We start from the raw sequence: 24,420 nt of genomic DNA on the forward strand, positions 1-24,420 counted from the left end.
TTGGAACGCAGCGCGGGCCGGATCGTTCGGTTTCGGCCCGATGACGCGGCCTTGTCCTACAGGGCGGCGGCGGCCAGCCCGCAGGTCGGTCGATAGAATCCAGATTCCGAATCTGAATGGGTTCTTCCATGCGCGATGCCCCGAGCGGAGATGCCGTGTCGGACACGATGGAGGTGAATGACGAGACGCATGCCCCGGATGCACGCTGGCTCTCACAAGGCGACGACTGGGTGTTGGAACTCAGCGGCGCCTGGCGCGGACACAGCGCCCCTCTCCCCGAGCTTCCGGCCACCGAGGTCGTGGGCGCCGTGCGTGCCCACGCGGACGGCCTGCGCTCGTGGGACGCGTCCCTGGCCTCCGCGCTGTGGCATCAGATCGAACCCTTCGCGCGCCGTGGTGCGGATGTCGACCTGCAGGCCCTGCCCGAAGGTCTCCAGCAGATCCTAGCGCTCGCGCTGGACACCCCGCCCCCCGCCGCAGCGGCCCCGGCCGCCACACGCGGCCGCGTGGCCCGCCTGGGCGCGCGCGTCACCGCCTGGTGGGCCCTGCGCCGCAAGACGCTGACCTTCTTCGGCGAGGTGCTGCTGTCCCTGGGCCGCTGGCTGCGCGGGCGCAGCGACATGCGCGCCTCCGACCTTGCCTGGCAGATCGAACAGACGGGGCCGCGCAGCCTGCCCATCGTGGCGCTGGTGTGCTTCCTGGTCGGTCTCATCGTGGCCTACATGGGCGCGGCCCAGCTGCAGCGCTTCGGTGCGCAGAACTACATCGCCGACCTCGTGACGGTGGGCGTGGTGCGCGAGGTGGCGGCCCTGTTGGTGGGCATCGTGCTGGCGGGTCGCGTGGGCGCGGCCTTCGCGGCGCAGATCGGCAGCATGCGCGCCAACGAAGAAGTGGACGCGCTGGCCACCATGGGCGTGAACCCGGTGGACTTCCTGGTGCTGCCGCGCGTGCTGGCGCTGCTCATCGTCGGGCCCATGCTCACCGCCTTCGGCGCGCTGGTGGGCATGGCCGTGGGCTGGCTGGTGGCGGTGGGCATCTATGGCGTCACACCGCTGGAATATGTGTACGCCAGCGCCCAGGCCATCACGCTGCCGCACGTGGTGGTGGGGCTGATCAAGGGCACCACCTACTCGGTGCTGGTGGCGCTCGCGGGTTGCCTGCAGGGCATGGCGGCGGGGCGCAGTGCGCAGGCCGTGGGCGACGCGACGACGGCCTCGGTGGTGCAGGCCATCGTGTGGATCGTGGTGGTCGCTTCCGCGCTCACCGTGGTGTTTCAACGCCTGGACTTCTAGATGGACGAACACCTGCACGCCCAACCCGCCCCGCCCGAGCCCGGTGCGGAACCGCTGGTGCGCGTGGAGAACCTGACCATGGCGTTCGGCAGCAACGTGATCCAGCGCGACCTGAATTTCGAGATTCTGCCCGGCGAGGTGTTGGCCCTGGCCGGCGGCAGCGGTTGCGGCAAGAGCACGCTGCTGCGCCACCTCATCGGCTTGCAGGTGCCCGCCAAGGGCCGGGTGCTTTATGGCACGCAAGACCTGTACGCCGCCGACGACAAGGAGAAGGCCGCGCTGCTGCGTTCCTTCGGCGTGATGTTCCAGGCCGGCGCGCTGTGGAGCAGCATGACCGTGGGCGAGAACGTGATGCTGCCCATGCAGGTGCTGACCGACATGGAGCCCGAACGCCGCGAGCAGGAGGCGCGCTTCAAGCTCGCGCTCGTGGGGCTGGCGGGCAGTTTCGAGGCCGAGCCCGCCACGCTGAGCGGCGGCATGCGCAAGCGCGCCGCCATCGCGCGCGCATTGGCGCTGAATCCGCAACTGCTGTTCCTGGACGAGCCCTCCGCCGGCCTGGACCCGCTGACCTCCGCCCACCTGGACGAACTCATCATGCACCTGCGCGACGACCTGGGCACCACGGTGGTGATGGTCAGCCACGAACTCGAGAGCATCTTCGCACTGGCCGACCGCCTGCTGTTCCTGGACGCGCAAAGCAAGACCATGACGGCGCTCGGCCCGCCCAAGGCATTGCGGCAGGACGGCCCGGAGGAAGTCCAGCGCTTCCTGCGCCGCGGTGCCGCCGCCCCTGTCAGAGAGGAAACCCCATCATGAAGCGCAAGGCCAACCCCACCCTCATCGGCACCTTCGTGGTGGCCGGCCTCGCGCTGATCGCGGTGGCCATCATCACGCTGGCCGGCAGCAGCTACTTCACGCGCAAGGAGCGCACCGTGATGTACTTCAGCGGCTCCGTCTACGGCCTGCAGGTCGGCGCCCCCGTGGTGTTCCGTGGCGTGCGCGTGGGCAGCGTGGAGTCGATCGAGGTCTCCTACAACAGCGAGACCGACGCCTTCTCCATCCCGGTGGTGGCCTCGCTCGACAGCGATGCCCTGCGCGGGCTCGATGGCAAGCACGGCGATGCGGCTTCCGATTCCGAACTGGCGCTGCCCGCGCTGGTGGAGCGGGGCATGAGCGCGCAGCTCTCGATGCAGAGCCTGCTCACCGGCCTGCTCTATGTGGACCTGGACCTGCGCCCCAAGCGCGTGGCCAGCACGCACGGCACGCGGCGCGGCCTGACCGAAATTCCGACCGCGCCCACGGCGATCCAGACCTTCCGCGATCAGCTCGAAGGCATCGACCTGCGCAAGATCACCGACGACTTGGCGGCGATCGCCGCTTCGGCCCGCGCCGTGATCTCGGGGCCGCAGCTCAACCAGGCCCTGAGCGACCTGGCCGAGATCACCGCGACCTTCAAGCGCGTGTCCGAGCGGCTCGACAAGCGCCTGGACCCGCTGGCCAACGAGTTGCAGCGCTCGCTCGTGTCCACCCGCACCGCGATGGACGGCATGGAGAAGGCGGCCAAATCGGTGAACGACAGCGCCGTTGGTTTTGGCCGCACGTCCGAGCGCGTGTCCGACCTGCTGGCGCCCGACGCGCCCCTGGTGCAGAACCTGCAGCGCGCGGCCAACGAGGTGAGCCGCACCGCAGGCGCGCTGCGCGAGGCCACCGCGGGCGATTCGCAGCTGATGGTGGGGGCCGACCGCGCGCTGGACGACCTCTCGCGCGCCGCCCGCGCGTTGCGCGACCTGGCCGAGGCCCTGGAACAACAACCCGATGCGCTCCTGCGGGGCAGAAAGGTCAACGAATGAACCGCCCAGCCATGAACCGACGCGGCCTGCTCGCCGCCCTGGGCCTGGCGCCCGTGGTGTTCGCCGCCGGCTGCGCCGGCACCGATGCGCCGCCCACGCGCTGGTACGAATTGCGCGCGGAGCCCCCGGAACCCCGGCCGGCGCCCCGGCCGGGCGATGGCGCGGTGTGGGAGGTCTCCGGCCTGGTGCGCCTGCCCGGCTCGCTGGACCGGGACGTGCTGATGGTCTCCAGCGGCGCGTCGTCCCTGCTGCCGCTGCCCGGGCACCGCTGGGCCGAGCCGCTGCGCGAGAGCGTGCCGCGCCGCCTGGTGGCCGACCTGGCGCTGCTGCGGGGCGAGGGCCTGGTCTGGCGCGCGCCCGCGCCCTCGGGGGCGAACGTGACGCGGCAGCTGCGCGTCGAGATCGATTCGCTGATGGCCGACAGCGGCCGGCGCACCCTGCGCCTGCAGGCCCGCTGGTGGCTGACCGACCTGCGCGGCGGCACCACGCCGCCCACGCTGGGCCAGGCCGACATCGAGGTGCCGCTGGCCGACGGCTCGCCCGACGCCCTGGCGGCCGGCCACCGCCTGGCCGTCTGGCGCCTGGCGCAGCGCATCGCGGGCGGCTGAGCGGGGGCCTCGGGAGGGGCGATCCCGAGAAGGGCTGCGCGTTCGTCGGCTGGATTTCAGTGCCGGCGGTTCCTGTCGATAGGCCGGAGGTGATCCGATCCTTTTGCCTGAACCTCCCCACATGAACCTCTTTCGCAACATGACCGTGAACGCCAAACTCTGGGCCGGCGTTCTTGCCATCGTGCTCGCCCTGGGCGCGATGTTGTCCTTCACCGGCACCCGCTCCAGTGCCTTGACCAGGGAAGCCGATGAAGTGCTCGGCCGGATGTCCGACAAGACCGTGATCGCCACGGAATGGGCTGGCCTGACCGAAACCAACGTGACGCGCGTGCAGGCTTCGATCCTGAGCACCGACCCCTCCATCGACCAGCTTTACAAAGACGTCATTCCCGTGGGCGTGGCCTCGATTTCCGCGCTGCAGAAGCGGCTGGACGCGATGCCCATGAACGACGCCGAGAAGGCCCAGCTCGAGAAGATCGCCGGGCTGCGCCAGGCTGTGCTGGGTTCGCTGGCCAAGGCCAACGAGATGAAGAAGAACGGTGACACCGCCGGTGCCGTGGCCGAAATCACGTCCCGCTTCAACGCGGCCGTGCCCCCTTACGTGGCGGCGCTGCGGGAGTTCGCGCAGATGCAGGTGAGCATGCAGGCCGAGGCGCAGGCAAAGTTCGCCGCCGCACGCGCCAGCAACATGACCATGGCGAGCGCGCAGATCGGCCTGCTGATCGTGGGCATCATCGTCGGCGCATTTCTCCTCATCCGCAACATCCGCACGCCGCTGCGCGAGGCGGTGGCGTTTGCCGAGCGCGTCGCCGGCGGTGACCTGACCGCGCGCATCCGCAACGACCGCCGCGACGAGTTCGGCGCGATGACCAAAGCTCTCTCCGACATGCGCGATCGCCTGGTGCACGTGGTGGCCGACGTGAAGCGCGGCACCGACAACATCACTGTGGCCGCGCGCGAGATCGCCTCGGGCAACAACGACCTCTCGGCCCGCACCGAGCAGACCGCCGCGAACCTGCAGCAGACCGCCGCCAGCATCGAGCAGATGTCGGGCGCGATCCGGCAGTCGGCCGACTCGGCGCGCGTGGCCAACCAGCTGGCCGACGTGGCCGGCCAGAGCGCCCAGAAGGGCGGCCAGGTGGTCAACGAAGTGGTGTCCACCATGGAGGAGATCAACCAGGCCTCGCGCAAGATCAGCGACATCATCGGCGTGATCGATGGGATCGCGTTCCAGACCAACATCCTGGCGCTGAACGCGGCGGTGGAAGCCGCGCGGGCGGGCGAACAGGGCCGGGGCTTCGCCGTGGTGGCCGGAGAGGTGCGCAACCTTGCGCAGCGCAGTGCGCAGGCGGCCAAGGAAATCAAGGTGCTGATCGGCGCCAGCGTGGACAAGGTGACCGCCGGCACCGAACTGGTGGGCCAGGCCGGCCAGACCATGGGCGAGATCGTGGAGAACGTGGTGCGCGTGCGCGACATCATCGGCGAGATCGCCTCGTCGTCGAGCGAGCAGGCCGAAGGCGTCAACCAGATCAACGCCTCCGTCTCCAACCTGGACCAGATGACGCAGCAGAACGCGGCGCTGGTCGAGGAAAGCGCGGCCGCCGCATCGAGCATGAACGACCAGGCGCTGCGCCTGTCCGAGGTGGTGCGCATCTTCCGCGTGGACGGGGCCGATGCGGCCAGCTCGATCGCTCAACTGAATGCCAACGACCTGCACAAGCGCCCCACGGCCGTGGTCGCCAAGCCGGTGGCTGCAACTGCAACGGCACCTGCCGCGCCGAAAGCGGCGCCTGCTCCCGTGAAGGCCGTGGCCAAGGCACCGGCGGTGAAGCCCGCTGCGGCACCGGTCGCGGTGGCGAAGAGCCCCAGGCCCGCGCCGGTGGCCGCTCCCGTGCCCGCGACGGCGGGTGGTGCGGACGACTGGGAATCGTTCTGAACGAAGAAGGCTTCGCGGCCTTCTTCAGTTCACCATCACCAGCTTGCCCTTGACCGAACGCGATCCCATGATCGCGTAGGCCTTGTGCAGCTCGCTCATGGGCAGGGTCTGGTCGATCACCGGCTTGACCTGGCCCCTGGCATACATCCCCGCCAACGCCTGCATCATCTCGGCGTTGGCCTTGGGTTCGCGGCGCGCGAAATCGCCCCAGAACACGCCCACCAGGCTCGCGCCCTTGAGCAGGGTGAGGTTCAGCGGCAGGGCCGGGATCGGGCCGCTGGCAAAGCCCACCACCAGGTAGCGGCCGCGCCAGGCGATCGAGCGGAACGCGGGCTCGGCGAAGTCACCACCCACCGGGTCGTAGATCACGTCCGGGCCCTTGCCGTCGGTGAGCTGCTTGATCGCATCGCGCAGGCCCTCCTTGGGGGTGTGCACGCTGTAGTTGATGGTGGCGTCGGCCCCCAGCTGCTTGCACAGCTCGCACTTCTCGTCGCTGGAGGCAGCCGCGATCACGCGCGCACCCGCGGCCTTGGCGATCTGGATCGCCGCCGTGCCCACGCCGCCGGCCGCGCCCAGCACCAGCACGGTCTCGCCGGCCTTGAGCGCGCCCCGGTCCATCAGCGCGTGCCACGAGGTGGCGTAGATCATGATGAACGCGGCCGCGTCCACCGCCGGAAACCCGGGCGGCAGCGGCATGCACAGCGCGGCCGGCGCGATGGTGTGCGTGCCGAAGCCGCCCGTGCCGCTCAGGCAGGCCACGCTTTGTCCCACCTGCAGGTGCTTCACACCCTCGCCCACCGCCCGCACCACGCCGGCGTATTCCGAACCTGGCACGAAGGGCAGGGCGGGCTTCATCTGGTACTTGTTCTGCACGATGAGCAGGTCGGGGAAATTCAGGCTCGCGGCCTGGATCTCGATCAGCACCTCGCCCGCCTTGGGCGCTGGCGTGGGCAGTTCCTTCCAGGTCAGGGCGTCGACGCCCACGGGGTTTTCGCAGAGCCAGGCATGCATGGTGTGTCCTCGTTCAAATGGTCATGAAACCGTTCCATGATAGGCAGCGGGGACCGTCTTCCGCAGCGGGTAAGCCCCTTGCATGTCCCGGGCGTGACCGGGGCGATCCACCTAAAATCGCGGCAATGAAAATACTCATCTCCAACGACGACGGTTACCAGGCGCCCGGCATCGTGGCGCTCTACGAAGCCCTCAAGGGGCTGGCCGAGGTGGAGGTGGTGGCCCCGGAACACAACAACAGCGCCAAGTCCAACGCGCTCTCGCTGCATTCGCCGCTGTACGTGCACACGGCCTACAACGGTTTTCGCTATGTGAACGGCACGCCGGCCGACTGCGTGCACATCGCGCTCACCGGCCTGCTGGGCTACCGGCCCGATCTGGTGGTCTCCGGCATCAACAACGGCGCCAACATGGGCGACGACACGATCTACTCCGGCACGGTGGGCGCGGCCATGGAGGGCTACCTGTTCGGCGTGCCCGCCATCGCCTTTTCACAGACCGAAAAGGGCTGGGGCCACCTGGAAGACGCGGGCCAGATGGCCGCGCGCCTGGTCTCGCAACTGCTGCCCTCGCTGGAAAACGGCCCGCCCGCCGAGCCCTGGCTGCTCAACGTCAACATCCCCAACCGGCCGCTGGCCGAGCTGCGCGGCTTCAAGGTGGCGCGCCTGGGCCGCCGGCACGCTGCCGAGCAGGTGATTTCGCAGACCAACCCGCGCGGCGACACCATGTACTGGATCGGCAGCGCGGGCAAGGCCAAGGACGACGCCGAAGGCACGGATTTCCACGCCTCGCTGCAGGGTTACGCGACCATCACGCCCCTGCAGGTGGACCTGACCGACCACGACCGCCTTGCCTACTGGGCGCCCACGGCCGCGAGCCTGTCCACGGGCGGAGCCGGCTCGTGAAGCGCGGTCTGCCGGGGGGTCCGCCGTCACCATCTTCCGCCCCTGCGGCGGGCGCGAAGCCCAGGCCGGGTTTTCCGGCGCGCCTGCCCGCCGCCGCGCCCGCACCGGTGCTGCGCAATCAGTTGCAGCCCCGGCCGGCGGCGCGCGCCGTGGCACCGCCGGCCCTGCCGCAGCCCAAGGCCGCGCCCCGGGTACCGGCGCATCCGGTGGCGCCCACGGGCGTGGGCATGGAATCGCAGGCGGTGCGCGCCGCCATGGTGCGCAAGATCCAGGGGCAGGGCGTCACGCACACGGGCGTGCTGGCGGCTTTGCAGGCGGTGGAACGCCACCGCTTCGTCGATTCGGCGCTGGTCAACCAGGCCTATGAAGACACCAGCCTGCCCATCGGCCTGGGGCAGACGATTTCCAAGCCCGGCGTGGTGGCGCGCATGCTGGAGCTGCTTTGCCAGGGCCGCAGCGAGAAGATGGGCCGGGTGCTGGAGATCGGCACCGGCTGCGGTTACCAGGCCGCTTTGCTCAGCCACCTGGCGCGCGAGGTCTACAGCATCGAGCGGCTCAAGGGGCTGCACGAAAAATCGCGCGAGAACCTTCGCTGGTTCCGCCTCTCCAACCTGCACCTGCTGTTTGGCGATGGCATGCTGGGCTACCCCAAAGGGGCACCCTATGCGGCCATCATCGCGGCGGCGGGTGGCAACGACATTCCGCAGGCTTGGATCGACCAGTTGGCCGTGGGTGGCCGGCTGGTGGCGCCCGCGGTCACGGCGGCCGGTCGGCAGAACCTGGTGGTGGTGGACAAAACCGCCACCGGCATCGTCCGCACCGAGCTGGAGGCCGTGCTCTTTGTGCCTCTAAAATCGGGTGTCGCATGATGTTGCACCGCCTCCCGGGCGGTGCAACGTGTCTTTTTCAGGGCCCTGACCGCGCAGGCGGCCAGGGTTCCTTGCAATTCGTGGGAGTTTTCATGAACAAGCGTGTTTTCCAATGCTCGGGGCGTCCCCAGGAGTCGGGTCGTCCTGCATGGCGAGGCGTCGCGGTCATGTCCATGCTGGCGGCGCTGATGGTCGCCGCCGGTTGTTCCTCCACCCGCCTGGACCGCCCGGCGCCGGTGGAAGACCGAGGCGGTTCCGCCGCCCCGCGCCCGGCCGAAGTGGTGCCCATGCCGGGCGCCGAGAACGCCGGCAAGCCGGGCTACTACACCGTCAAGGCGGGCGATACCCTGTTCCGCATCGCGCTGGACAACGGCCAGAACTGGCGCGACATCCAGGCCTGGAACAACCTGACCAACCCGAATGCGCTCGAAGTGGGCCAGGTGCTGCGCGTGCAGCCGCCGGGCGCCACCGCCACGGCACCGACAGGCCCCACCACGAGCCCGGTGACCAGTTCGGGCGTGGCCTCGCGGCCGCTGTCGGAAACCGCGCCCCCCGCGGCCTCCACCTCGCCCACCACCCCGCCGGCCCCGGCACCCGCCCCGGCCGCGGGCGGTGCCGACGAGATCAGCTTCATCTGGCCGGCCCAGGGCACCGTCATCACGCCGTTCGACGAGGCCAACAACAAGGGCGTGTCGATCGCCGGCAAGATCGGCGACCCGGTGGTCGCGGCGGCCGATGGCCGTGTGGTCTACGCCGGTGCCGGCCTGCGCGGCTATGGCAACCTGATCATCCTCAAGCACAACAACACCTACCTCACCGCCTACGCCCACAACCAGGCGCTGCTGGTGCGTGAGGACCAGGCTGTGCGCCAGGGCCAGAAGATCGCCGAGATGGGCAGCAGCGACACCGATCGCGTGAAGCTGCACTTCGAGGTGCGCCGCCTGGGCAAGCCGGTCGACCCGATGGGCCACCTGCCCAAGCGCTGAACCCCGGCGCGGCATGGCCTGGCCGGTTCTCGTCTTCGACATCGAGTCCATTCCCGACGTGGCCGGGCTGCGCGCCCTGCGCGGCGCGGCGCCCGAGTTGACCGACGAGCAGGTCCACGCCGCCTGGCTGGCCGAGCGCAAGGAAAAGGGCCAGAGCGACTTCGTGCCGCTGCACCTGCAGCGCGTGCTCGTCATCAGCTGCGTCTTCCGCAACGCTGAGGGCCTGCGCATCCATTCCTTCGTGGACCGCGATGGGCAGAGCGAAGGCAAGGTGGTGCAGGCCTTCTTCCATTCCATCGAGAAGCACACGCCCCAGCTGGTGAGCTGGAACGGGGGCGGCTTCGACCTGCCGGTGCTGCATTACCGCGGCCTGCGCCATGGCGTGGAGGCCAGCAAGTACTGGGACCTGGGCGAGGACGACCGCGAGTTCAAGTGGAACAACTACATCAGCCGGTACCACATGCGGCACCTGGACCTGATGGACCTGCTGGCCATGTACTCGCCCAAGAACAACGCGCCACTGGATGCCATGGCCAAGCTCTGCGGCTTTCCGGGCAAGCTGGGCATGGACGGCTCGCAGGTGTACGCGCAGTACCTGGCGGGGCAGACCGAAGAGATTCGCCGCTATTGCGAGACCGACGTGATGAACACCTACCTGGTGTACTGCCGTTTCCAGAAGATGCGCGGCGGGTTGACCGAGGCCGAATACGGGCAGGAAATCGCCATGGTCAAGGAGACGCTGGGCAACCTGGCGCCGGCCGAGCCGCACTGGGACGAGTACCTGCGGGCCTGGGCCTGAGACAATCGGGGGATGACAGCGTCCTCCCTCCACGAAAACAGCCTTCTCACCACCGCCAGCACCGAGGCGGCCCACGAAACACCGGCCAGCACCCTGCCTGAGGGCTGGCTCGCGATCGAATCCCTCGACATCGACGCCCAGGGCATCGCCCGCCGGCCCGACGGCAAGGTGGTGTTCATCGAAGGTGCGCTGCCCTTCGAACAGGTCAGCGTGAACGTGCACCGCAAGAAGAACAACTGGGAGGCCGGCACGGTGACGGCGATCCATCGCGAATCCTCGCAGCGCGTGCGGCCCGGCTGCCCGCACTTCGGCCTGCACGCCGGCGCTTGCGGCGGCTGCAAGATGCAGCACCTTCACGAGGCCGCCCAGGTGGCCGTCAAGCAACGCGTGCTGGAAGACAACCTGTGGCACCTGGGCAAAGTCAAGGCCGAGACCATGATGCGGCCCATCGAAGGCCCGGCCTGGGGCTACCGCCACCGCGCGCGCCTTTCGGTGCGCCACGTGCACAAGAAGGGCGAGGTGCTGATCGGCTTTCACGAGCGCAAGAGCCGCTATGTGGCCGACATGAAGGTCTGCCCGGTGCTGCCCGCGCACGTGAGCAACATGCTCATGCCCTTGCGCGAACTCATCTTCGGCATGGACGCGCGCGACACATGCCCGCAGATCGAGCTGGCCAGCGGCGACGACGTGACGGCGCTCGTGCTGCGCCACCTGGAGCCGCTGAGCGAGGACGACCGCGCGCGCCTGCGGGCCTTCGGCCTCCAGCATGGCGTGCAATGGTGGCTGCAGGCCAAAGGGCCGGACACGGTCAAGCTGCTCGACGAGGGTGGGGCGGTGCTGTCGTATTCCCTGCCCGAGTTCGGCATCACCATGCCGTTCAAGCCGACCGACTTCACCCAGGTCAACCCGTACATCAACCGTGTGCTGGTGGTGCGCGCCCTGCGCCTGCTCGACGCCCGGGCCGATGAGCGTGTGATCGACTGGTTCTGCGGTCTGGGCAACTTCACGCTGCCGATCGCCACGACGGCGGGCGAGGTGCTGGGCATCGAAGGCAGCGAGGCCCTGGTGGCGCGCTCCCGCGAGAACTTGGCGGGCAACCAGGCCGGCCGGGACCGCCCGCTTGCGCCCACCACCTTCGCGGCGCGCAACCTGTTCGAGATGACGCCCGAGCAACTGGTGGCCGATGGCGTGGCACAGAAGTGGCTGGTGGACCCACCGCGCGAGGGCGCGTTCGCCCTGGCCAAGGCCATGGCCGACCTGCACCAGAACCCGGCCCTGCGCGGTGGCTGGACGCCGCCGCAGCGCATCGTCTACGTGAGCTGCAACCCGGCCACGCTCGCGCGCGACGCGGGGCTGCTGGTGCACCAGGCGGGCTATCGCTGCGTGGCGGCCGGGGTGGTCAACATGTTTGCCCACACGGCGCACGTCGAGAGCATGGCGGTGTTCGAGCTGGACCCGTCGAAGGTGCCGGGCGCCGATGCGGCGCCAGCGGTGGCCGACGAGGGCTGAGTCAGGACTTCTGCGATTCGGCGCCGTGCTTGGCGCCGTCGGCCGCCGCGGGCGCGGCGCCGGACTCGGGTTCGGAGGGCATGCCCACCACCGAGTTCTCGCGCATGTACTGGTCCATCTCCCGCCAGCCGGCGAACACGGCGGCCTTGCCGGCGCGCGGGTAGTTGCTGAAGCAGCTTTCGATGCTGCGCACCGCATGCCGGCACGCGCTGCCGATGGCCTTGCCCTCGGCCTCCTTCTTGGCCGCGACCTGCGTGGCGGTCTCGATGCCCAGGGCTTCGCAGCCGGTCAGCAGGCTGACGGCGGCCAGGAGGCAGAGGGTGAGGGCGGTGTGTCGCATGGCTGTTCAGTGGGTTTCAGCCTTGTTTCGGCGCCTCGGCCCCGAACTTGACGCCTCTGGCAGCAAAAAAGTCACGCCACCCGCGCGGCAGGTCAAGAAAAAGGACCCGAAGGTCCTTTTTCTTGGGGCGAGAGCCGGGGCTTACTCGCGGTCGCCGCCGAACATGCCCAGCAGCATCAGCAGGCTCTGGAAGATGTTGAACAGGCTCAGGTACAGGCCCAGGGTGGCGGTGATGTAGTTGGTCTCGCCGCCGTCCACGATGCGCTTGAGGTCGTAGAGCAGGTACAGGCTGAACACCACGATCGCCAGGGTGGCGATCACGGCCATGCCGGCCGGGCTGCCCACGAACACGTTGATGATCGCCCCGATCATGATGGCCAGGGCGCCCACGAAGAGCCACTTGCCCAGGCCGGAGAGGTCGCGCTTGATCACGGCAGAGAGGTTGGCCATGATGAAGAACACGCCGGCCGTGCCGCCAAAGGCGGTCATGATCAGGCTGGAGCCGTTGGAAAAGCCCAGCACCGAAGCCAGCAGGCGCGAAAGCATCAGGCCCATGAAGAAGGTGAAAGCCAGCAGCACGGGCACGCCGGCGGCGGAGTTCTTGGTCTTCTCGATCGCGAACATGAAGGCGAAGGCGCCGCCCAGGAAGACGATCAGGCCCAGGCCGCCCGTGAGCGCGGCGGTGATGCCGGTCTGCACGCCGATCCAGGCGCCCAGCACGGTCGGCAGCATGGACAGGGCCAGCAGCCAGTAGGTGTTGCGCATGACTTTGTTGCGCAGTGCATCGGAAGAGACGGCGGTGCCGAAGCGGCCGCTGGTCTGTGCTTGGTCGGTCATGGTGGTGATCTCCTTCATCATCTGACGACGTGGGCCGGTCGCTGCGCGTCGGAATGACGCGCAACCGGCGAAATTGCATTGTAGGAGGCTGGTTCGCCGTGAGCACCCGGCGCGGGACAACGCATTTTTGGTATGGTCACTTGTGACCTGGGGTGTGCCAATGCACGCGTTATCGTTCGCACTTTGCGCCCGGGCGGTAAGCTCCCGCTCTGCAATTCCTTCTCTGATCCCCCATTTAGGACCAAGTTCATGAAAAACAAGGCAATGCTCGAAATCGCCGACGTCAAACTCATCGCCGCCGCGGCCGAAGCCGAGGCGGTGAAGAACAACTGGGCCGTGACCATCGCCATCGTGGACGACGGCGGGCACCTGCTCTGGCTGCAGCGGCTGGACGGCGCGGCCGCGATTTCCGCCCACATCGCCCCCGCCAAGGCCCACACGGCCGCGATGGGCCGGCGCGAGAGCAAGATCTACGAAGATGTCATCAACCAGGGCCGCATGTCCTTCCTGAGCGCGCCCACGCTTTCGGGCATGCTCGAAGGTGGCGTGCCCATCCTCAAGGATGGCCAGTGCCTGGGCGCGGTGGGGGTGAGCGGTGTGAAGTCGACCGAAGACGCGCAGATCGCGCGCGCGGGCATCGCGGCGATTGGCCTGTAAGCGAATCCGGGCGGCGCGCCCCGAAAAAATGCCTGGCTAACGAGACCCGGGGTCTCTTGGCTGGCTAAAAACGACGCACGGGGATGGTGATGTCCCCGGGTCGCCCCACGATGAAAAAACGGTGCGAGGCGGGCTGGCGGTGCCGCCTGGTTACTTGGTGAGGATCAGCTTGCCCTGTCGCGTCGCGTGCAGCCGGTAGAGCGATCCGTTGTGATGGATGGCCACCACCTTCTGGCCTCGAAGCAGCTCGGCGCTGGGCAGCACCGGCACGGGATGGCCTTCGTGCAGGAGCTGCAGCGTCGTCGGCGCATCGGATGCGGTTGCGTCGGCGGGCGCGGGGGTGGTGTCCGGGTTCGGGTTCATGGCGTGCCTGGTTCCGTGATGAAGCCGATCTTGCGCACACCGCTGCGCTGCGCGCTGGCCATGGCTTGCGCCACGCGCTCATACCGCACCGCCTTGTCGCCACGGATGTGCAGCTCGGGCTGGGGATCTTGCGCGGCCGCCGCCGCGAGGCGGTTGGCGAAGTCGGCGTCTTCCACGCGCTGGTCGTTCCAGTAATAGACACCGTCCGCATCCACCGACAGGCGGATGTTCTCGGGCTTGTCCAGCACCTTCTCCACGCTCGCCTGGGGCAGCTCGATGTTGACCGAGTGCTTGATCACGGGCACGGTGATGATGAAGATGATCAGCAGGACCAGCATGACGTCGATGAACGGGATCATGTTGATCTCGCTCATCACCTCGTCGCTGTCCGATTGGGTTCCGATGGCCATGGCGGGTCCTTACGAGGCCTTCTTCATCGGCAGCACCTTGCCGTCGGCCGCGCCGGCGGTGACGCGGGCGCCGGTGACGAAGTACGCATGCAGGTCGTGTGCGAAGCGGTTGAGCTGGTGGCTGATGCCCTTGTTGCCGCGCACCAGGGCGTTGTAGCCCAGCACGGCGGGAATGGCGACCAGCAGGCCGAGCGCGGTCATGATCAGCGCCTCGCCGATCGGGCCGGCCACGCGGTCGATGCTGACCTGGCCGGCCGCGCCGATGCTCAGCAGGGCGTGGTAGATGCCCCAGACGGTGCCGAACAGGCCCACGAAAGGCGCGGTGGAGGCCACCGAGGCGAGCACCGACAGGCCGCTCTGGGCGCGGGCGGTGTGGTCGTCCACGCTCTTGCGCAGCGAACGCTCGACCCAGTCGCTCACGTCCAGGCTGTCGTGCAGCTGGCGCTGCGGCGGCGTGCCGTTGTGGCCGTCCTTGTGCAGGATGTGGCGGGTGGCTTCGCGGCCTTCCAGGGCCACGCTGCGGAAGGGGTTGCCTTCGGACGAGCCCAGCTTGTCCAGGCCTTCGGCGAAATCGGCGCTGTGCCAGAAGCCTTCGATGCCCTTGGCCTGGGCGCGCTGGGCGCGCTGGTCCAGGGCCTTCCACAGGATGATGACCCAGGTGGTCAGGGACATCGCCAGCAGCACGATGGCCACCGAGCGGGTGACCCAGTCACCTTGTGTCCAGACGTGGGCCAAGCCGGTCGAAGCGAATTGCGGATCCATGATTCTCTGACTCCAGGGGAAGAGGTTTATTCCAAAACGAAATTGATCGGGATGTTGAACCACATGGCTTCAGCCACCCCGTTGCGCTTGCCCGGCACGTAGCGCCAGCGCAGCACGGTCTGTACGGCGGTCTGGTCCAGCCGGTCGAAGCCGCTGGAGGTGCGGACCTCGGCCTTGCTCGCCGTGCCGTTGGTCTCGATGAACACGCGCACCACGACCTTGCCCTGCTCGCCCATGCGCTTGGACAAGGCGGGGTAGGGCGGGCGCGGGTTGTTCAGGTAATCGGCGCTGCTGGAGGGCAGTTCCACGCGCGGCGGTGCGGGTGGCGCGGGCGGCGCGGGCGGTGCCGGGGGCGCTGGCTCGGCGGCCACGACAGGCGGCGCGGGTTCCGGGGGCGCCACCACGGGCGCCGTGGGTGAGGGCTCCTGCTGCAATACCGGTTGCGGCGTGGGCTCGGGGCGCGCGATGGGCTTCGGTTTGGGCTGGGGCTTTTGCACCACAGGCGCAGGCGGTGGCGGCTCGGGAATGACCTGTGGCTTTGCGGGCTCGATGATCTCGGCCAGCACCTCGACCGGGATCACCATCTCCACGGCGCGGCGCAGCAGGCCGCTCTGCAGAGCCCAGACGGCCAGCACATGGAAGCCCATCACCGCTGCCACCACCAGGATGCGGCGATTCAGTCGGCGCGGTGGGGCGTCAGGCAAGGGAGAGAGGGGAGGCGCCATGGTGGCGCTGGCGGTCGGCATGGTGAAGTCGGCAGAGGCTCGGCAGGACGATGGCGTGGGGCCGTGGTGAAGGCCTCGTTATGAACTATCTGTGTCGAAAAATCCACCACGCCGCGATCAGCATGATCATGAGGCTGGCGCCGAGGACAGCGAGGCCGGTGGTCATGGAGGTCCTTTCGCTTGGGCCGACGGCTCGGCGGTGTGGCGGGAAACTGGCAGTCATTCTAAACGAGAATGTTTCGCATTCTCATGATTTCAGTAAAAAAGGAGCGGCTTTTTTAGCGCGGTGGCGGTGCCAGCGCGGTGGAGGCCTCGGCCAGCGTGCGACAGCCGGTGAGCGCCATCGCGATTTCCAGCTCGTCGCGCAGCAGGCGCAGCACGTGGGCGACCCCGGTCGCGCCCGACGTGGCCAGGCCGTGCAGCACGGGGCGGCCCACCAGCACCGCGCTCGCGCCCAGGCCGATGGCTTTGAGCACGTCGGTGCCCCGCCGGATGCCGCCGTCCACCAGCAGGGGCAGATCGCCTTGCACGGCTTGCGCGATGCGGGGCAGGGCGTTGGCTGTGGTGATGGCGGTGTCGAGCGTGCGCCCGCCGTGGTTGGAGACGATCAGGCCCGAGGCGCCGCAGGCCACCGCCTGGCGGGCATCGTCGGGATGCAGCACGCCCTTGATCAGCACGGGCAGGCGCGTGATCGAGCGCAGCCAGGCCACGTCGTCCCAGGCGGGTGCGTGGGTGAGCAGGTCGTCGAACAGGGCGCTCTGCCCCGCGGCCAGTGTGCGGGGCGGCGGTTGGCGCAGGCCCGTGAGGTTGACCGCGCCGATGCCGGCCGGCAGCCGAAAGCCGCTGCGCCGTTCGCTGTCGCGAGCGCCTTGCACCGGCGCGTCCACCGTGAGCACCAGCGCTTCGAAGCCGGCGGCTTCGGCGCGCTGCACGAGTTCGGCCGTGAAGCCCCGGTCGGGCTGGAGGTAGAGCTGGAACCACAAGGGGCCGCGCCCAGGCTCCGGCAGGAAGCGGGCCGCGATCTCGTCCAGCGGTACCGATGCCTGGGTGCTGAACACCAGGCCCGCGCCCAGTGCGGCGGCGGCCAGGGCGGTGGCGTGTTCGCCATCGGGGTGCGCCAGGCGCTGATGCGCCATGGGTGCGACCAGAATGGGGTGGGCCAGGGTGCGGCCGAGCAGCTCGATGCGGGTGTGGCCCCCTGCCAGAGGCTTGAGAACGCGGGGCAGCAGCTCCAGGGCGCGCCAGGCGTCGATGTTGCGCGCGAAGGTCAGCTCGTCGGCCGCCGCGCCGAACAGATAGGCCCAGGTGGCATCGTCCAGCACGCGGCGGGCGTGGCGCTCGTGATCGCCCAGGGTGGCGACGTCCGGGGGCAGGGCGGGGTGGGATGTCATGGCGTCGTGGGGGTGCGGCGGGCTTGGGAGCGGTGCAGCAAAAACAGGAGCAGCGCGGGCAGGGGCTTTGTTTCGCTGTTTATAATGGTAACAATTCTCATTTGTAGTTCATTATTGTCCATGCCGGGCCGGTTCGGCCGATCCGGGCAGGTTTCGGCGAATTCTGGTCCATGCAAAAAAACCTTCACCCCCTGTTTCTGTCCATCCTGTTCGTGGGGGCGGCGGCGCTGCCCGGCCTGGCCTCGGCTCACAGCCTGCTGCTGACCTGCAAGCCCGCTGCCGAGAACATGGTGCGCTGCGTCGGCGAATTCTCCGATGGCAGCGACGCGGTCGGCATGTCGGTGCAGGTACGGGCCTACGACGAGCGCGTGTTGTTCAAGGGCACGCTGGGCGGCGATTCCTCATTGCAGTTCAAGCGGCCTGCGGGCGAATTCTTCGTGCGGCTGGAGGACGGCGGCGAGCATTCGGCCGAGGTCGACCACACCGACGTCAAGCCATGACCACGCAAGTGGTGCGTCCTGCGGGCGCGGGACACGAAACCTTGTGGGTGGTGCTGGCCGCGGCCTGCGTGCTGCTGGTGGCAGCGATCCTGATCGGTGCGCGCGCGCAGCCGCTGGCGGCGGCGGCTTTGTCGTCGCACCAGATCGACGCCCGAACGCAGCTCAACGCGGCGGAGCAGGGCGTGCACGCCGACCTGCTGGTGGCGGCCGAGGAAATCACCGCGCTGATCGAGACGGACAACGCAGTGCCGAGCATCGAGCAACTGCGTGGCATGGACCTGCCGCCCTTCGCTGCCGGCGCGGGTGCGGCCGCGCGCGGTGGCCACGAATGGCGCACGCAGGCACAAGGCCATGAGCTGGCTTACGTGGGCCGCAGTGCGGCACCGGATGTCGCGGCGTCGGTCCTGTTGCGCTTGCCGACCAGGGGCGAGGGCGAAGCGCCGCCCAAGGCCCACGCGCACGACGAAGAGGCCGAGGTCTGGGTGCACCGCGAGGGCCCCAACGCCTGGCCCGAGCAGCTGGACGATGCCTCGCTCACGCGCCAGGGCTGGCGCCAGGTCGTGGTGCGCTACGACGCTGGCGTGACGCGCAAGGACACCGCGCACTGACCTCGCTGTCTTTCGCGCTTCCGTTTTCTTTTCTTTCGGGATTTCTTTCATGCCAGACCACCCCCTGCCTTCCGCGCGCCGCCGCCACCTGTTGTCGGCGATGGCCTGGGCGCCCGTGGCTTTTGCCGCCACCAGCGTGCCGGCCTGGGCCCAGGCGCGCAAGCTGCGCGTCGGTGTCACGCTGCACCCCTACTACAGCTATGTCGCCAACGTGGTGGGCGATCTGGCCGAGGTGGTGCCCGTCATCCCCGCCGGCTTCAACCCGCACGCCTACGAGCCGCGCACCGAAGACATCAAGCGCATCGGTTCGCTCGACGTGATCGTGCTCAACGGCGTGGGCCACGACGACTTCGCCGGCCGCATGATCGCGGCCAGCGAAAAGCCCGATCTGAAAGTGATCGAGGCCAACGCCCAGGTGCCGCTGCTCGCCGCGGTGGGCACCGGCCGGGGCACCTCGGGCAAGGTGGTGAATCCGCACACCTTTCTGTCGGTGACGGCATCGATTTCGCAGGTCAACACCATCGCCCGCGAACTGGGCAAGCTCGACCCGGCGAACGCCAACGCGTACACCGCGAACGCGCGCGCCTACGCGCAGAGGCTGCGCAAGCTGCGCGCCGACGCGCTGGGCCAGCTGGCACAGGCACCCGCCAGCGGCCTGCGCATCGCCACCATCCACGGCGCCTACGACTACCTGCTGCGCGAGTTCGGCCTGGAAGTCGCGGCGGTGGTGGAGCCCGCGCACGGCATCGAACCCAGCCCTTCGCAGCTCAAGGGCACCATCGACCAGATCCGTTCGCTCGATGTGAAGGTGATCTTTTCGGAAATGGACTTCCCGTCGGCCTACGTCGACACCATCCGCCGCGAAACCGGCGTGCGCCTCTACGCGCTGACGCACATCTCGCACGGCCCGTACACGGCCGACAAGTTCGAAAACGAAATCGCCCGCAACCTCGCCACCGTGGTGCGCGCGATCAAGGAGTCCGCGTGAGCGCGGTGGCGGGCGGCCCCGGCATTGCGTTCGAATCCGTCGACCTCACCCTCGGCCACACCGACATCCTGCGGCAGGTGAACCTGCGCGTGGCGGCGGGCACTGTGCACGCGCTCGTGGGCCCCAACGGCGGCGGCAAGAGTTCGCTCTTCAAGGCCTTGCTCGGCCAGGTGCCGCACCGGGGGCAGATCAGCCTGGGCTGGCCCGGGGAGTTGCCCGGCGTGGTGGGCTACGTGCCGCAGGCGCTGGCTTTTGATGCCGGCCTGCCGATGACGGTGATGGATTTCATGGGCGCGATGTGCCAGCGCCGGCCCGTGTTTCTCGGCCTGTCGCCGCGCTGGCGCGAGCCGGTGGAGCAGGCGCTGCAGCAGGTGGGCATGCTGGAGAAGGCCGGCCGCCGCATGGGTGCGCTCTCTGGCGGCGAGCGCCAGCGCGTGCTGTTGGCGCAGGCGCTGATTCCCTCGCCCGATCTGATCCTGCTCGACGAACCCATGTCGGCACTGGACGAGGCGGGCGAGGCGATCTTCGAGAAGCTGCTCGCGCACTGGCGCGAAACCCGCGTGACCGTGCTGTGGATCGAGCACGACCTCGATGCCGTCACGCGCCTGGCCGACCACGTCTCGGGCCTGAGCCGCCAGGTGCTGTTCGATGGCCCGGCCGCCGAGACGCTGACCCCGCAGCGCGTGCTCGCGCTGTTCTCCAGCCGGCAGCGGCGCGAAGAAGAAAAAGACAAGGCGGTGGCGTGATGAGCGCGTTCGATTCCTTCCGCCAGGGCATCCAGCACCTGGCCGAGCAGGGCACGCTGCCCGCTTCGCTGGCCTATGGTTTCGTGGTCAACGCCGTGCTGGCCGGCCTGTTCATCGGCCCCGTGCTCGGCGGCCTGGGCACGCTGGTCGTGGTCAAGCGGCTGGCCTTCTTTTCCGAGGCCGTGGGCCACGCCGCGCTCACCGGGGTGGCCATCGGCATCCTGCTGGGCGAGCCCTACACCGGGCCCTACGGCAGCCTGTTCGCCTACTGCCTGCTGTTCGGCATGCTGCTGAATTACCTGCGCAACCGCACCGGCCTCTCGCCCGACACCCTCATCGGCGTGTTCCTCGCGGTCTCGCTGGCCATGGGGGCGAGCCTGCTGCTGATGCTGTCGGGCCGCGTCAACATCCACATCCTGGAAAACGTGCTGTTCGGCTCGGTGCTCACCGTGGACGCCGGGGACCTGCTGGTGCTCGCGGTGGTCGGCTCGCTGGTGGTGGCGCTCACGGTGCCGCTGTACAACCGCTTCATGCTCGCCAGCTTCAACCCGCAGCTGGCCAGCGTGCGCGGCGTGCGCGTGAAGCTGCTGGACTACCTGTTCGTGGTGCTGGTGACCATCGTGACGGTGGCGTCGGTCAAAGTGATCGGTGCCATCCTCGTCGGTGCCTTGCTCATCATTCCGGCCGCCGCCGCGCGCCTGCTGAGCCTGTCGCTGCGGGGCTTCTTCTGGCTGAGCGTGGCGATCGCCACCGTCAGCACGCAGATCGGCATCCTGGTGCCGATCGAACTCGAACTGCCGGTGCCTTCGGGCGCGGCCATCATCCTGACCGCCGGCGGCTTGTTTGCGCTCGCGGCGGTCATCCGGGGCTTCACCCCGTCATTGAAAGGACATGCCGGATGACCTCGCGCCTTCTGTCTCCCTCGGCCTGGTGCCTGGCCGGTCTGCTGGCCCTGTCGGCCGGGCCCGCCACCGCGCAGGCGCCTGCCGCACCCACGGCAACTGCCGCCGCACCGGCGCGCCTGCTGGTGGCGCATCCCGTGGTGGCCGCGCTGACCACCACCCTGGCGCGCGACACCGGCATCGTGGTGCTGCGCCCGGTACCCGAGACGCTGCCGCCGAACCGGCAGCTGGCTTTCTTCTCCGGCCGTGGCGCCACCGGGCTCGGCGAGGCCGCGCGCCAGGCCGACGCCGTGATCGCCCTGCGCTCCATCTGGCCCGACGACCCGCTGTTTCCGCTGGCCCGCCGCCAGAACATCCGCCTGATCGAGATCGATGCGGCGCGCCCACTCGATGCCTCTTTGCCCGGCATGGCGCTGCAGGAGCAGGACGCCGCAGCGAACGCGCTGCCCTGGCTGGACCCGGTGAACCTGGGCCGCATGGCCGACGTGATCGCCAGCGATGTCGGCCGGCTGGTGCCCGCCGCCAAGCCGCGCCTGCAGGCCAATGTGGGCGTGCTGCGCCAGCAGCTGCTGGGCATCACGGCGCAGAGCGAAGCCCGCCTGGCCACCGCGAGCAACCTCGCGGTGTTCAGCCTGTCGGACCGGCTCGACTACCTCGTCAACGGCTTCAACCTCGACCTCGCAGGCACCGATGCCCGCGCCGACGAAGCGTGGACGCCAGAGGCGCTCACGCAGTTGACGCAACGGCTGCGCAGCGCGTCGGTGGTCGCCGTGCTGCACCACCGCGACCTGCCGCCAGCGGTGGCGCAGGCCGTGCAACAGGCCGGTGTGCGCAGCATCGTGCTGCTGACCGAGGGCCGCGACCCGGTGGCTGAGTTGCGCGAGAACGCCCAGCGCCTGGGCGCCATCGCCACCCGTTGAAGGCACGGAGGAGAAGGGGCGCGTCCGGCGCGCACGGGGTCGATTCCAGAGATACCGCGGAACTGGCTTCGCCAGGCCGCTGGTGTCGTCCCCTTGAGGGGAAAGCGGCGCAGCCGCTACAGGGGTGGTTCGAATTTGTAGCCGAGGCCGTAGACGGAATGGATGAGCTCCTGCTCCGGCAGGTGCTCCTGGATCTTGCGGCGCAGCTTCTTGATGTGGCTGTCGACCGTGCGGTCCGAGACGATGCGCTCGTCCTGGTACATCGAGTCCATCAGCTGTTCGCGCGAGAAGATGCGCCCGGGCCGCGCGCTCAGCACCTTGAGCAGCTGGTATTCCACGGCGGTCAGCCCCAGGTCGTGCCCGGCGATGGTGGCGCGCCAGGCGGCGTCGTCGAGTTTCAGGCCATGGGGCAGTTCGTCGGCCGTGGCCTCCACCGCGTGCATGCCGCGCCGCAGCACCGCCTTCACGCGCGCGACCACTTCGCGCGGGCTGAAGGGCTTGCAGATGTAGTCGTCGGCCCCGAGTTCGAGCCCGAGCAGGCGGTCGATCTCTTCCACCCGGGCCGTGACCATGATGACGGCCGGTGCCTGTTTCCCGGGCGTGCCGGCGCGCAGCGCCTTGCAGACGTCCAGCCCGCTCTTGCCGGGCAGCATGAGGTCGAGCAGGACGAGGTCCACCGGGTGGTGCTCCAGCCAGTCTTCCACCTCGTCGCCGCGCGCGAGGTGGTGCGTGTCGTAGCCGGACTGCCGGAGGTAGTCGAGCAGCACGCCTGCGATCTTGTTTTCGTCTTCGACGATCAGGATCCTAGCCATGCGCGGCCTCCGTGTTCAGAGGCAGCCAGATGTCCCAGCGCAAACCGCCCAGCGCGCTGGCCGAAGCCTGCATGCGGCCGCCGTGGCCCAGCACGATGGCGTGCGCGATCGCCAGACCCAGGCCCGAGCCGCCGCTGGCGCTGGCGCGCGACTCGTCCACGCGGTAGAGCCGCTCGGTCAGGCGGGGCAGGGCGTCGGGTGGCACGCCCGGCGAGCTGTCTTCCCAGGTCAGCTGGGCCTCGGTGTCGTGGCGGCGCACCTGCACGTTGAGCGTGGCGGGGTCGGCACTGTAGCGCTGCGTGTTCTGCAGCAGGTTGTTGAGCACCTGATCGAGCCGGTCGCCGTCGGCGCGGATCTCCACGCCGTCGGCCAGTTCGGTGCGCACCTGAAGGCGCCGGCCGGGCAGGCCCGCCGCGTCGCTGAGGTGGTGGCCCACGAAGCGGCCGAGGTCGAGCGGGGCGAAGCGGTAGTCCAGCGCGCCCAGGTCCGACAGCGAGAGCAGCCGCAGGTCTTCCACCAGCCGCGTCAGGCGGCTGACCTCCTGCGCCAGCGAGTCGAGGTTGGCCGTGTCGGGCTGGCGGATGCCGTCCTGCAAGGCCTCGATCTCGGCGCGCAAGGTCGCCAGTGGCGTGCGCAGTTCGTGGGCGATGTCGGCGATCCATTGCTGCCGTGCGTGTTGCGCGGCCTGCAGCGAAGTGGCCATGTGGTTGAAGGCATCGGCCAATTGCGCGAGTTCGTCGTGGCCGCGCGCGGGCAGGCGCACGCTGTAGTCGCCCTGGGCCACGGCCGCCGTGCCTTCGCCGAGCACGTGCAGGCGCCGGGAGAGCCAGCGCGCGATCAGCGCGGCGTTGAGCAGCACGGCCGCGAGCATGCCCAGCGCGATGGCGGCGAAGGTGCGGGTCTGCTGGGCCAGGAACACGCGTTCGAGCGAGGCCACCATCTGCAGGCGCGGCACATAGCCCAGGTAGCCCACCAGCTGGCCGTCGACCTGGATGGGTTTGAGCACGGCCTGTTCGGTGCGGCCTTCCGGGCCGGCGAGCAGGTTGCGCTCGGGGTCGAGCAGCAGCAGCCGGGGGTCGATGGTGAGGGGCGGTGGCACGCTCGGCGTGCCGGGTGCCGGCTGCGCCGATGGGGGCGGTGGCGGCGGATGCACATGGGGCTGCACGTCGGCCGGCGTCTGCGCCGGGGGGAGGGCAGGCGAGCTTCCCTGCGGCTCGGCGGGGCGGCGCTGCATGCGGCCGGTGCCCAGCACCTCGCGCGAAAGGTCCTGCCAGCGCTGGCGGTCTTCGGTGATCCAGGCCCAGCTGCCGTGCTGGCGGTACCCCTCGGCGAGCCGCACGATCAGGGGCTGCAGCCGGTTTTCGTCGGCCTTGTTCAGGTACTCGACCAGGCCCTTGTCGAAACTCCAGCTGTAGATGAGGTAGGCGGACATGACCAGCACCACGTTGGCGCCTGCGATGGCCAGGAAGAGCTTGACGCGCAGGGTGTCGAAGCGCGAAAGCCAGGCCCGGCGGCTGGACGAAGGGATGGCACGGTCGGTCTGCATGGTGTTGCCGAGACTAAACCCAAATCTTTCAAACTTTGTGCAAGCCAGGGCGTTCTGCTTGCTCATTCTTTCCATATTTCGCGGGCAATATCCCGCATCATCCCGGCACGCCCTGCTGGCGCCCTCCATCCAGAACCTCAACGCATTG

27 protein-coding genes are annotated in these 24,420 nt (G+C 69.1%); 17 read left to right on the top strand and 10 right to left on the bottom strand.

Going from position 1 to position 24,420, the window contains the following annotated elements; all coding sequences use genetic code 11:
* Positions 1 to 128 precede the first annotated feature (128 nt).
* From ACODTB_RS01870 to ACODTB_RS01890, 5 genes are all read left to right on the top strand, one after another.
* On the top strand, positions 129 to 1,292 hold the full coding sequence (locus ACODTB_RS01870; RefSeq protein ID WP_291116289.1) for an MlaE family ABC transporter permease: 1,164 nt from the start codon (positions 129 to 131) through the stop codon (positions 1,290 to 1,292).
* Complete coding sequence (locus tag ACODTB_RS01875; RefSeq protein ID WP_291116292.1) at positions 1,293 to 2,108, top strand: ABC transporter ATP-binding protein; 816 nt, start codon at positions 1,293 to 1,295, stop codon at positions 2,106 to 2,108.
* Entirely contained in the window at positions 2,105 to 3,142 is a 1,038-nt protein-coding gene (locus ACODTB_RS01880; protein ID WP_291116295.1) for an MlaD family protein, read from the top strand. Before ACODTB_RS01875 ends, ACODTB_RS01880 begins: the two co-directional genes overlap by 4 nt.
* 11 nt (positions 3,143 to 3,153) lie before the next feature.
* Positions 3,154 to 3,750 (top strand): PqiC family protein, encoded by a 597-nt coding sequence (locus ACODTB_RS01885; protein WP_488929071.1) that lies wholly within the window; start codon positions 3,154 to 3,156, stop codon positions 3,748 to 3,750.
* A 121-nt stretch (positions 3,751 to 3,871) separates the two neighbouring features.
* Entirely contained in the window at positions 3,872 to 5,686 is a 1,815-nt protein-coding gene (locus ACODTB_RS01890) for a methyl-accepting chemotaxis protein (protein WP_291116299.1), read from the top strand.
* Positions 5,687 to 5,710: 24 nt separating this feature from the next.
* Here the strand turns inward: ACODTB_RS01890 and ACODTB_RS01895 are convergent, their stop codons facing one another.
* Positions 5,711 to 6,697, bottom strand: a complete 987-nt coding sequence (locus tag ACODTB_RS01895) for an NADPH:quinone oxidoreductase family protein (protein WP_291116302.1) — start codon at positions 6,695 to 6,697, stop codon at positions 5,711 to 5,713.
* 125 nt (positions 6,698 to 6,822) lie between these two features.
* Here ACODTB_RS01895 and surE point away from each other — a divergent pair, with 125 nt between their 5' ends.
* The 5 genes from surE (at position 6,823) to rlmD (ending at position 11,765) form a co-directional block, all read left to right on the top strand.
* Positions 6,823 to 7,602 carry a 5'/3'-nucleotidase SurE gene (gene surE, locus ACODTB_RS01900; RefSeq protein ID WP_291116305.1) on the top strand — a complete coding sequence of 260 codons (780 nt, stop codon included), beginning with the start codon at positions 6,823 to 6,825 and terminating at the stop codon, positions 7,600 to 7,602.
* 83 nt (positions 7,603 to 7,685) lie between these two features.
* Positions 7,686 to 8,471 (top strand): protein-L-isoaspartate(D-aspartate) O-methyltransferase, encoded by a 786-nt coding sequence (locus ACODTB_RS01905; protein ID WP_488929085.1) that lies wholly within the window; start codon positions 7,686 to 7,688, stop codon positions 8,469 to 8,471.
* A 167-nt stretch (positions 8,472 to 8,638) separates the two neighbouring features.
* On the top strand, positions 8,639 to 9,457 hold the full coding sequence (locus tag ACODTB_RS01910; RefSeq protein ID WP_291116308.1) for a peptidoglycan DD-metalloendopeptidase family protein: 819 nt from the start codon (positions 8,639 to 8,641) through the stop codon (positions 9,455 to 9,457).
* 13 nt (positions 9,458 to 9,470) lie between these two features.
* Positions 9,471 to 10,256, top strand: a complete 786-nt coding sequence (locus tag ACODTB_RS01915; RefSeq protein WP_291116311.1) for a 3'-5' exonuclease — start codon at positions 9,471 to 9,473, stop codon at positions 10,254 to 10,256.
* 12 nt (positions 10,257 to 10,268) lie between these two features.
* Complete coding sequence (rlmD, locus tag ACODTB_RS01920) at positions 10,269 to 11,765, top strand: 23S rRNA (uracil(1939)-C(5))-methyltransferase RlmD (protein WP_291116314.1); 1,497 nt, start codon at positions 10,269 to 10,271, stop codon at positions 11,763 to 11,765.
* Between the two features lies 1 nt (position 11,766).
* On the opposite strand, the gene ACODTB_RS01925 is transcribed toward rlmD, so the two are convergent.
* The gene (locus ACODTB_RS01925) at positions 11,767 to 12,105 is read right to left on the bottom strand and encodes a hypothetical protein (protein ID WP_291116317.1); all 339 of its coding nucleotides are present in this window, start codon (positions 12,103 to 12,105) and stop codon (positions 11,767 to 11,769) included.
* Between the two features lie 141 nt (positions 12,106 to 12,246).
* Positions 12,247 to 12,942, bottom strand: coding sequence for a Bax inhibitor-1 family protein (locus ACODTB_RS01930; RefSeq protein WP_291116320.1), 696 nt, complete (start codon positions 12,940 to 12,942; stop codon positions 12,247 to 12,249).
* Positions 12,943 to 13,191: 249 nt separating this feature from the next.
* On the opposite strand from ACODTB_RS01930, the gene ACODTB_RS01935 reads away from it, so the two are divergent.
* Positions 13,192 to 13,599 carry a GlcG/HbpS family heme-binding protein gene (locus ACODTB_RS01935; RefSeq protein ID WP_291116323.1) on the top strand — a complete coding sequence of 136 codons (408 nt, stop codon included), beginning with the start codon at positions 13,192 to 13,194 and terminating at the stop codon, positions 13,597 to 13,599.
* A gap of 150 nt (positions 13,600 to 13,749) precedes the next feature.
* On the opposite strand, the gene hemP is transcribed toward ACODTB_RS01935, so the two are convergent.
* The 5 genes from hemP to ACODTB_RS01960 form a co-directional block, all read right to left on the bottom strand.
* A complete protein-coding gene (hemP, locus tag ACODTB_RS01940; protein ID WP_291116326.1) occupies positions 13,750 to 13,962 on the bottom strand; it encodes a hemin uptake protein HemP in 213 nt (70 codons plus the stop codon).
* Entirely contained in the window at positions 13,959 to 14,372 is a 414-nt protein-coding gene (locus ACODTB_RS01945) for an ExbD/TolR family protein (RefSeq protein WP_291116328.1), read from the bottom strand. The genes hemP and ACODTB_RS01945 overlap by 4 nt, the downstream gene beginning before the upstream one ends.
* 9 nt (positions 14,373 to 14,381) lie before the next feature.
* Positions 14,382 to 15,134 (bottom strand): MotA/TolQ/ExbB proton channel family protein, encoded by a 753-nt coding sequence (locus tag ACODTB_RS01950; RefSeq protein ID WP_291116332.1) that lies wholly within the window; start codon positions 15,132 to 15,134, stop codon positions 14,382 to 14,384.
* Between the two features lie 26 nt (positions 15,135 to 15,160).
* Entirely contained in the window at positions 15,161 to 15,880 is a 720-nt protein-coding gene (locus tag ACODTB_RS01955) for an energy transducer TonB (RefSeq protein WP_291116334.1), read from the bottom strand.
* A 257-nt stretch (positions 15,881 to 16,137) separates the two neighbouring features.
* A complete protein-coding gene (locus ACODTB_RS01960; protein WP_291116337.1) occupies positions 16,138 to 17,250 on the bottom strand; it encodes an alpha-hydroxy acid oxidase in 1,113 nt (370 codons plus the stop codon).
* 170 nt (positions 17,251 to 17,420) lie between these two features.
* On the opposite strand from ACODTB_RS01960, the gene ACODTB_RS01965 reads away from it, so the two are divergent.
* Genes ACODTB_RS01965 through ACODTB_RS01990 form a run of 6 tightly spaced genes read left to right on the top strand, consistent with a single transcriptional unit; the run spans position 17,421 to position 21,914 of the window.
* Positions 17,421 to 17,750: a hypothetical protein gene (locus tag ACODTB_RS01965; protein WP_291118770.1), complete on the top strand. Its 330-nt coding sequence runs from the start codon at positions 17,421 to 17,423 to the stop codon at positions 17,748 to 17,750.
* On the top strand, positions 17,747 to 18,358 hold the full coding sequence (locus ACODTB_RS01970) for a DUF6162 family protein (RefSeq protein WP_291118768.1): 612 nt from the start codon (positions 17,747 to 17,749) through the stop codon (positions 18,356 to 18,358). Before ACODTB_RS01965 ends, ACODTB_RS01970 begins: the two co-directional genes overlap by 4 nt.
* 49 nt (positions 18,359 to 18,407) lie before the next feature.
* Positions 18,408 to 19,346: a metal ABC transporter solute-binding protein, Zn/Mn family gene (locus tag ACODTB_RS01975; RefSeq protein ID WP_291118766.1), complete on the top strand. Its 939-nt coding sequence runs from the start codon at positions 18,408 to 18,410 to the stop codon at positions 19,344 to 19,346.
* Positions 19,343 to 20,092 carry a metal ABC transporter ATP-binding protein gene (locus ACODTB_RS01980; protein WP_291118763.1) on the top strand — a complete coding sequence of 250 codons (750 nt, stop codon included), beginning with the start codon at positions 19,343 to 19,345 and terminating at the stop codon, positions 20,090 to 20,092. The genes ACODTB_RS01975 and ACODTB_RS01980 overlap by 4 nt, the downstream gene beginning before the upstream one ends.
* On the top strand, positions 20,092 to 20,994 hold the full coding sequence (locus ACODTB_RS01985) for a metal ABC transporter permease (protein ID WP_291118760.1): 903 nt from the start codon (positions 20,092 to 20,094) through the stop codon (positions 20,992 to 20,994). Before ACODTB_RS01980 ends, ACODTB_RS01985 begins: the two co-directional genes overlap by 1 nt.
* Entirely contained in the window at positions 20,991 to 21,914 is a 924-nt protein-coding gene (locus ACODTB_RS01990; protein ID WP_291118757.1) for a metal ABC transporter solute-binding protein, Zn/Mn family, read from the top strand. The genes ACODTB_RS01985 and ACODTB_RS01990 overlap by 4 nt, the downstream gene beginning before the upstream one ends.
* 116 nt (positions 21,915 to 22,030) lie before the next feature.
* Here ACODTB_RS01990 and ACODTB_RS01995 read toward each other — a convergent pair whose 3' ends face one another.
* On the bottom strand, positions 22,031 to 22,726 hold the full coding sequence (locus ACODTB_RS01995; RefSeq protein ID WP_291118754.1) for a response regulator: 696 nt from the start codon (positions 22,724 to 22,726) through the stop codon (positions 22,031 to 22,033).
* Positions 22,719 to 24,272 carry an ATP-binding protein gene (locus tag ACODTB_RS02000; RefSeq protein WP_291118752.1) on the bottom strand — a complete coding sequence of 518 codons (1,554 nt, stop codon included), beginning with the start codon at positions 24,270 to 24,272 and terminating at the stop codon, positions 22,719 to 22,721. Before ACODTB_RS02000 ends, ACODTB_RS01995 begins: the two co-directional genes overlap by 8 nt.
* Between the last annotated feature and the right edge of the window lie 148 nt (positions 24,273 to 24,420).

It is taken from the genome of Hydrogenophaga sp. FG152, assembly GCF_057809615.1.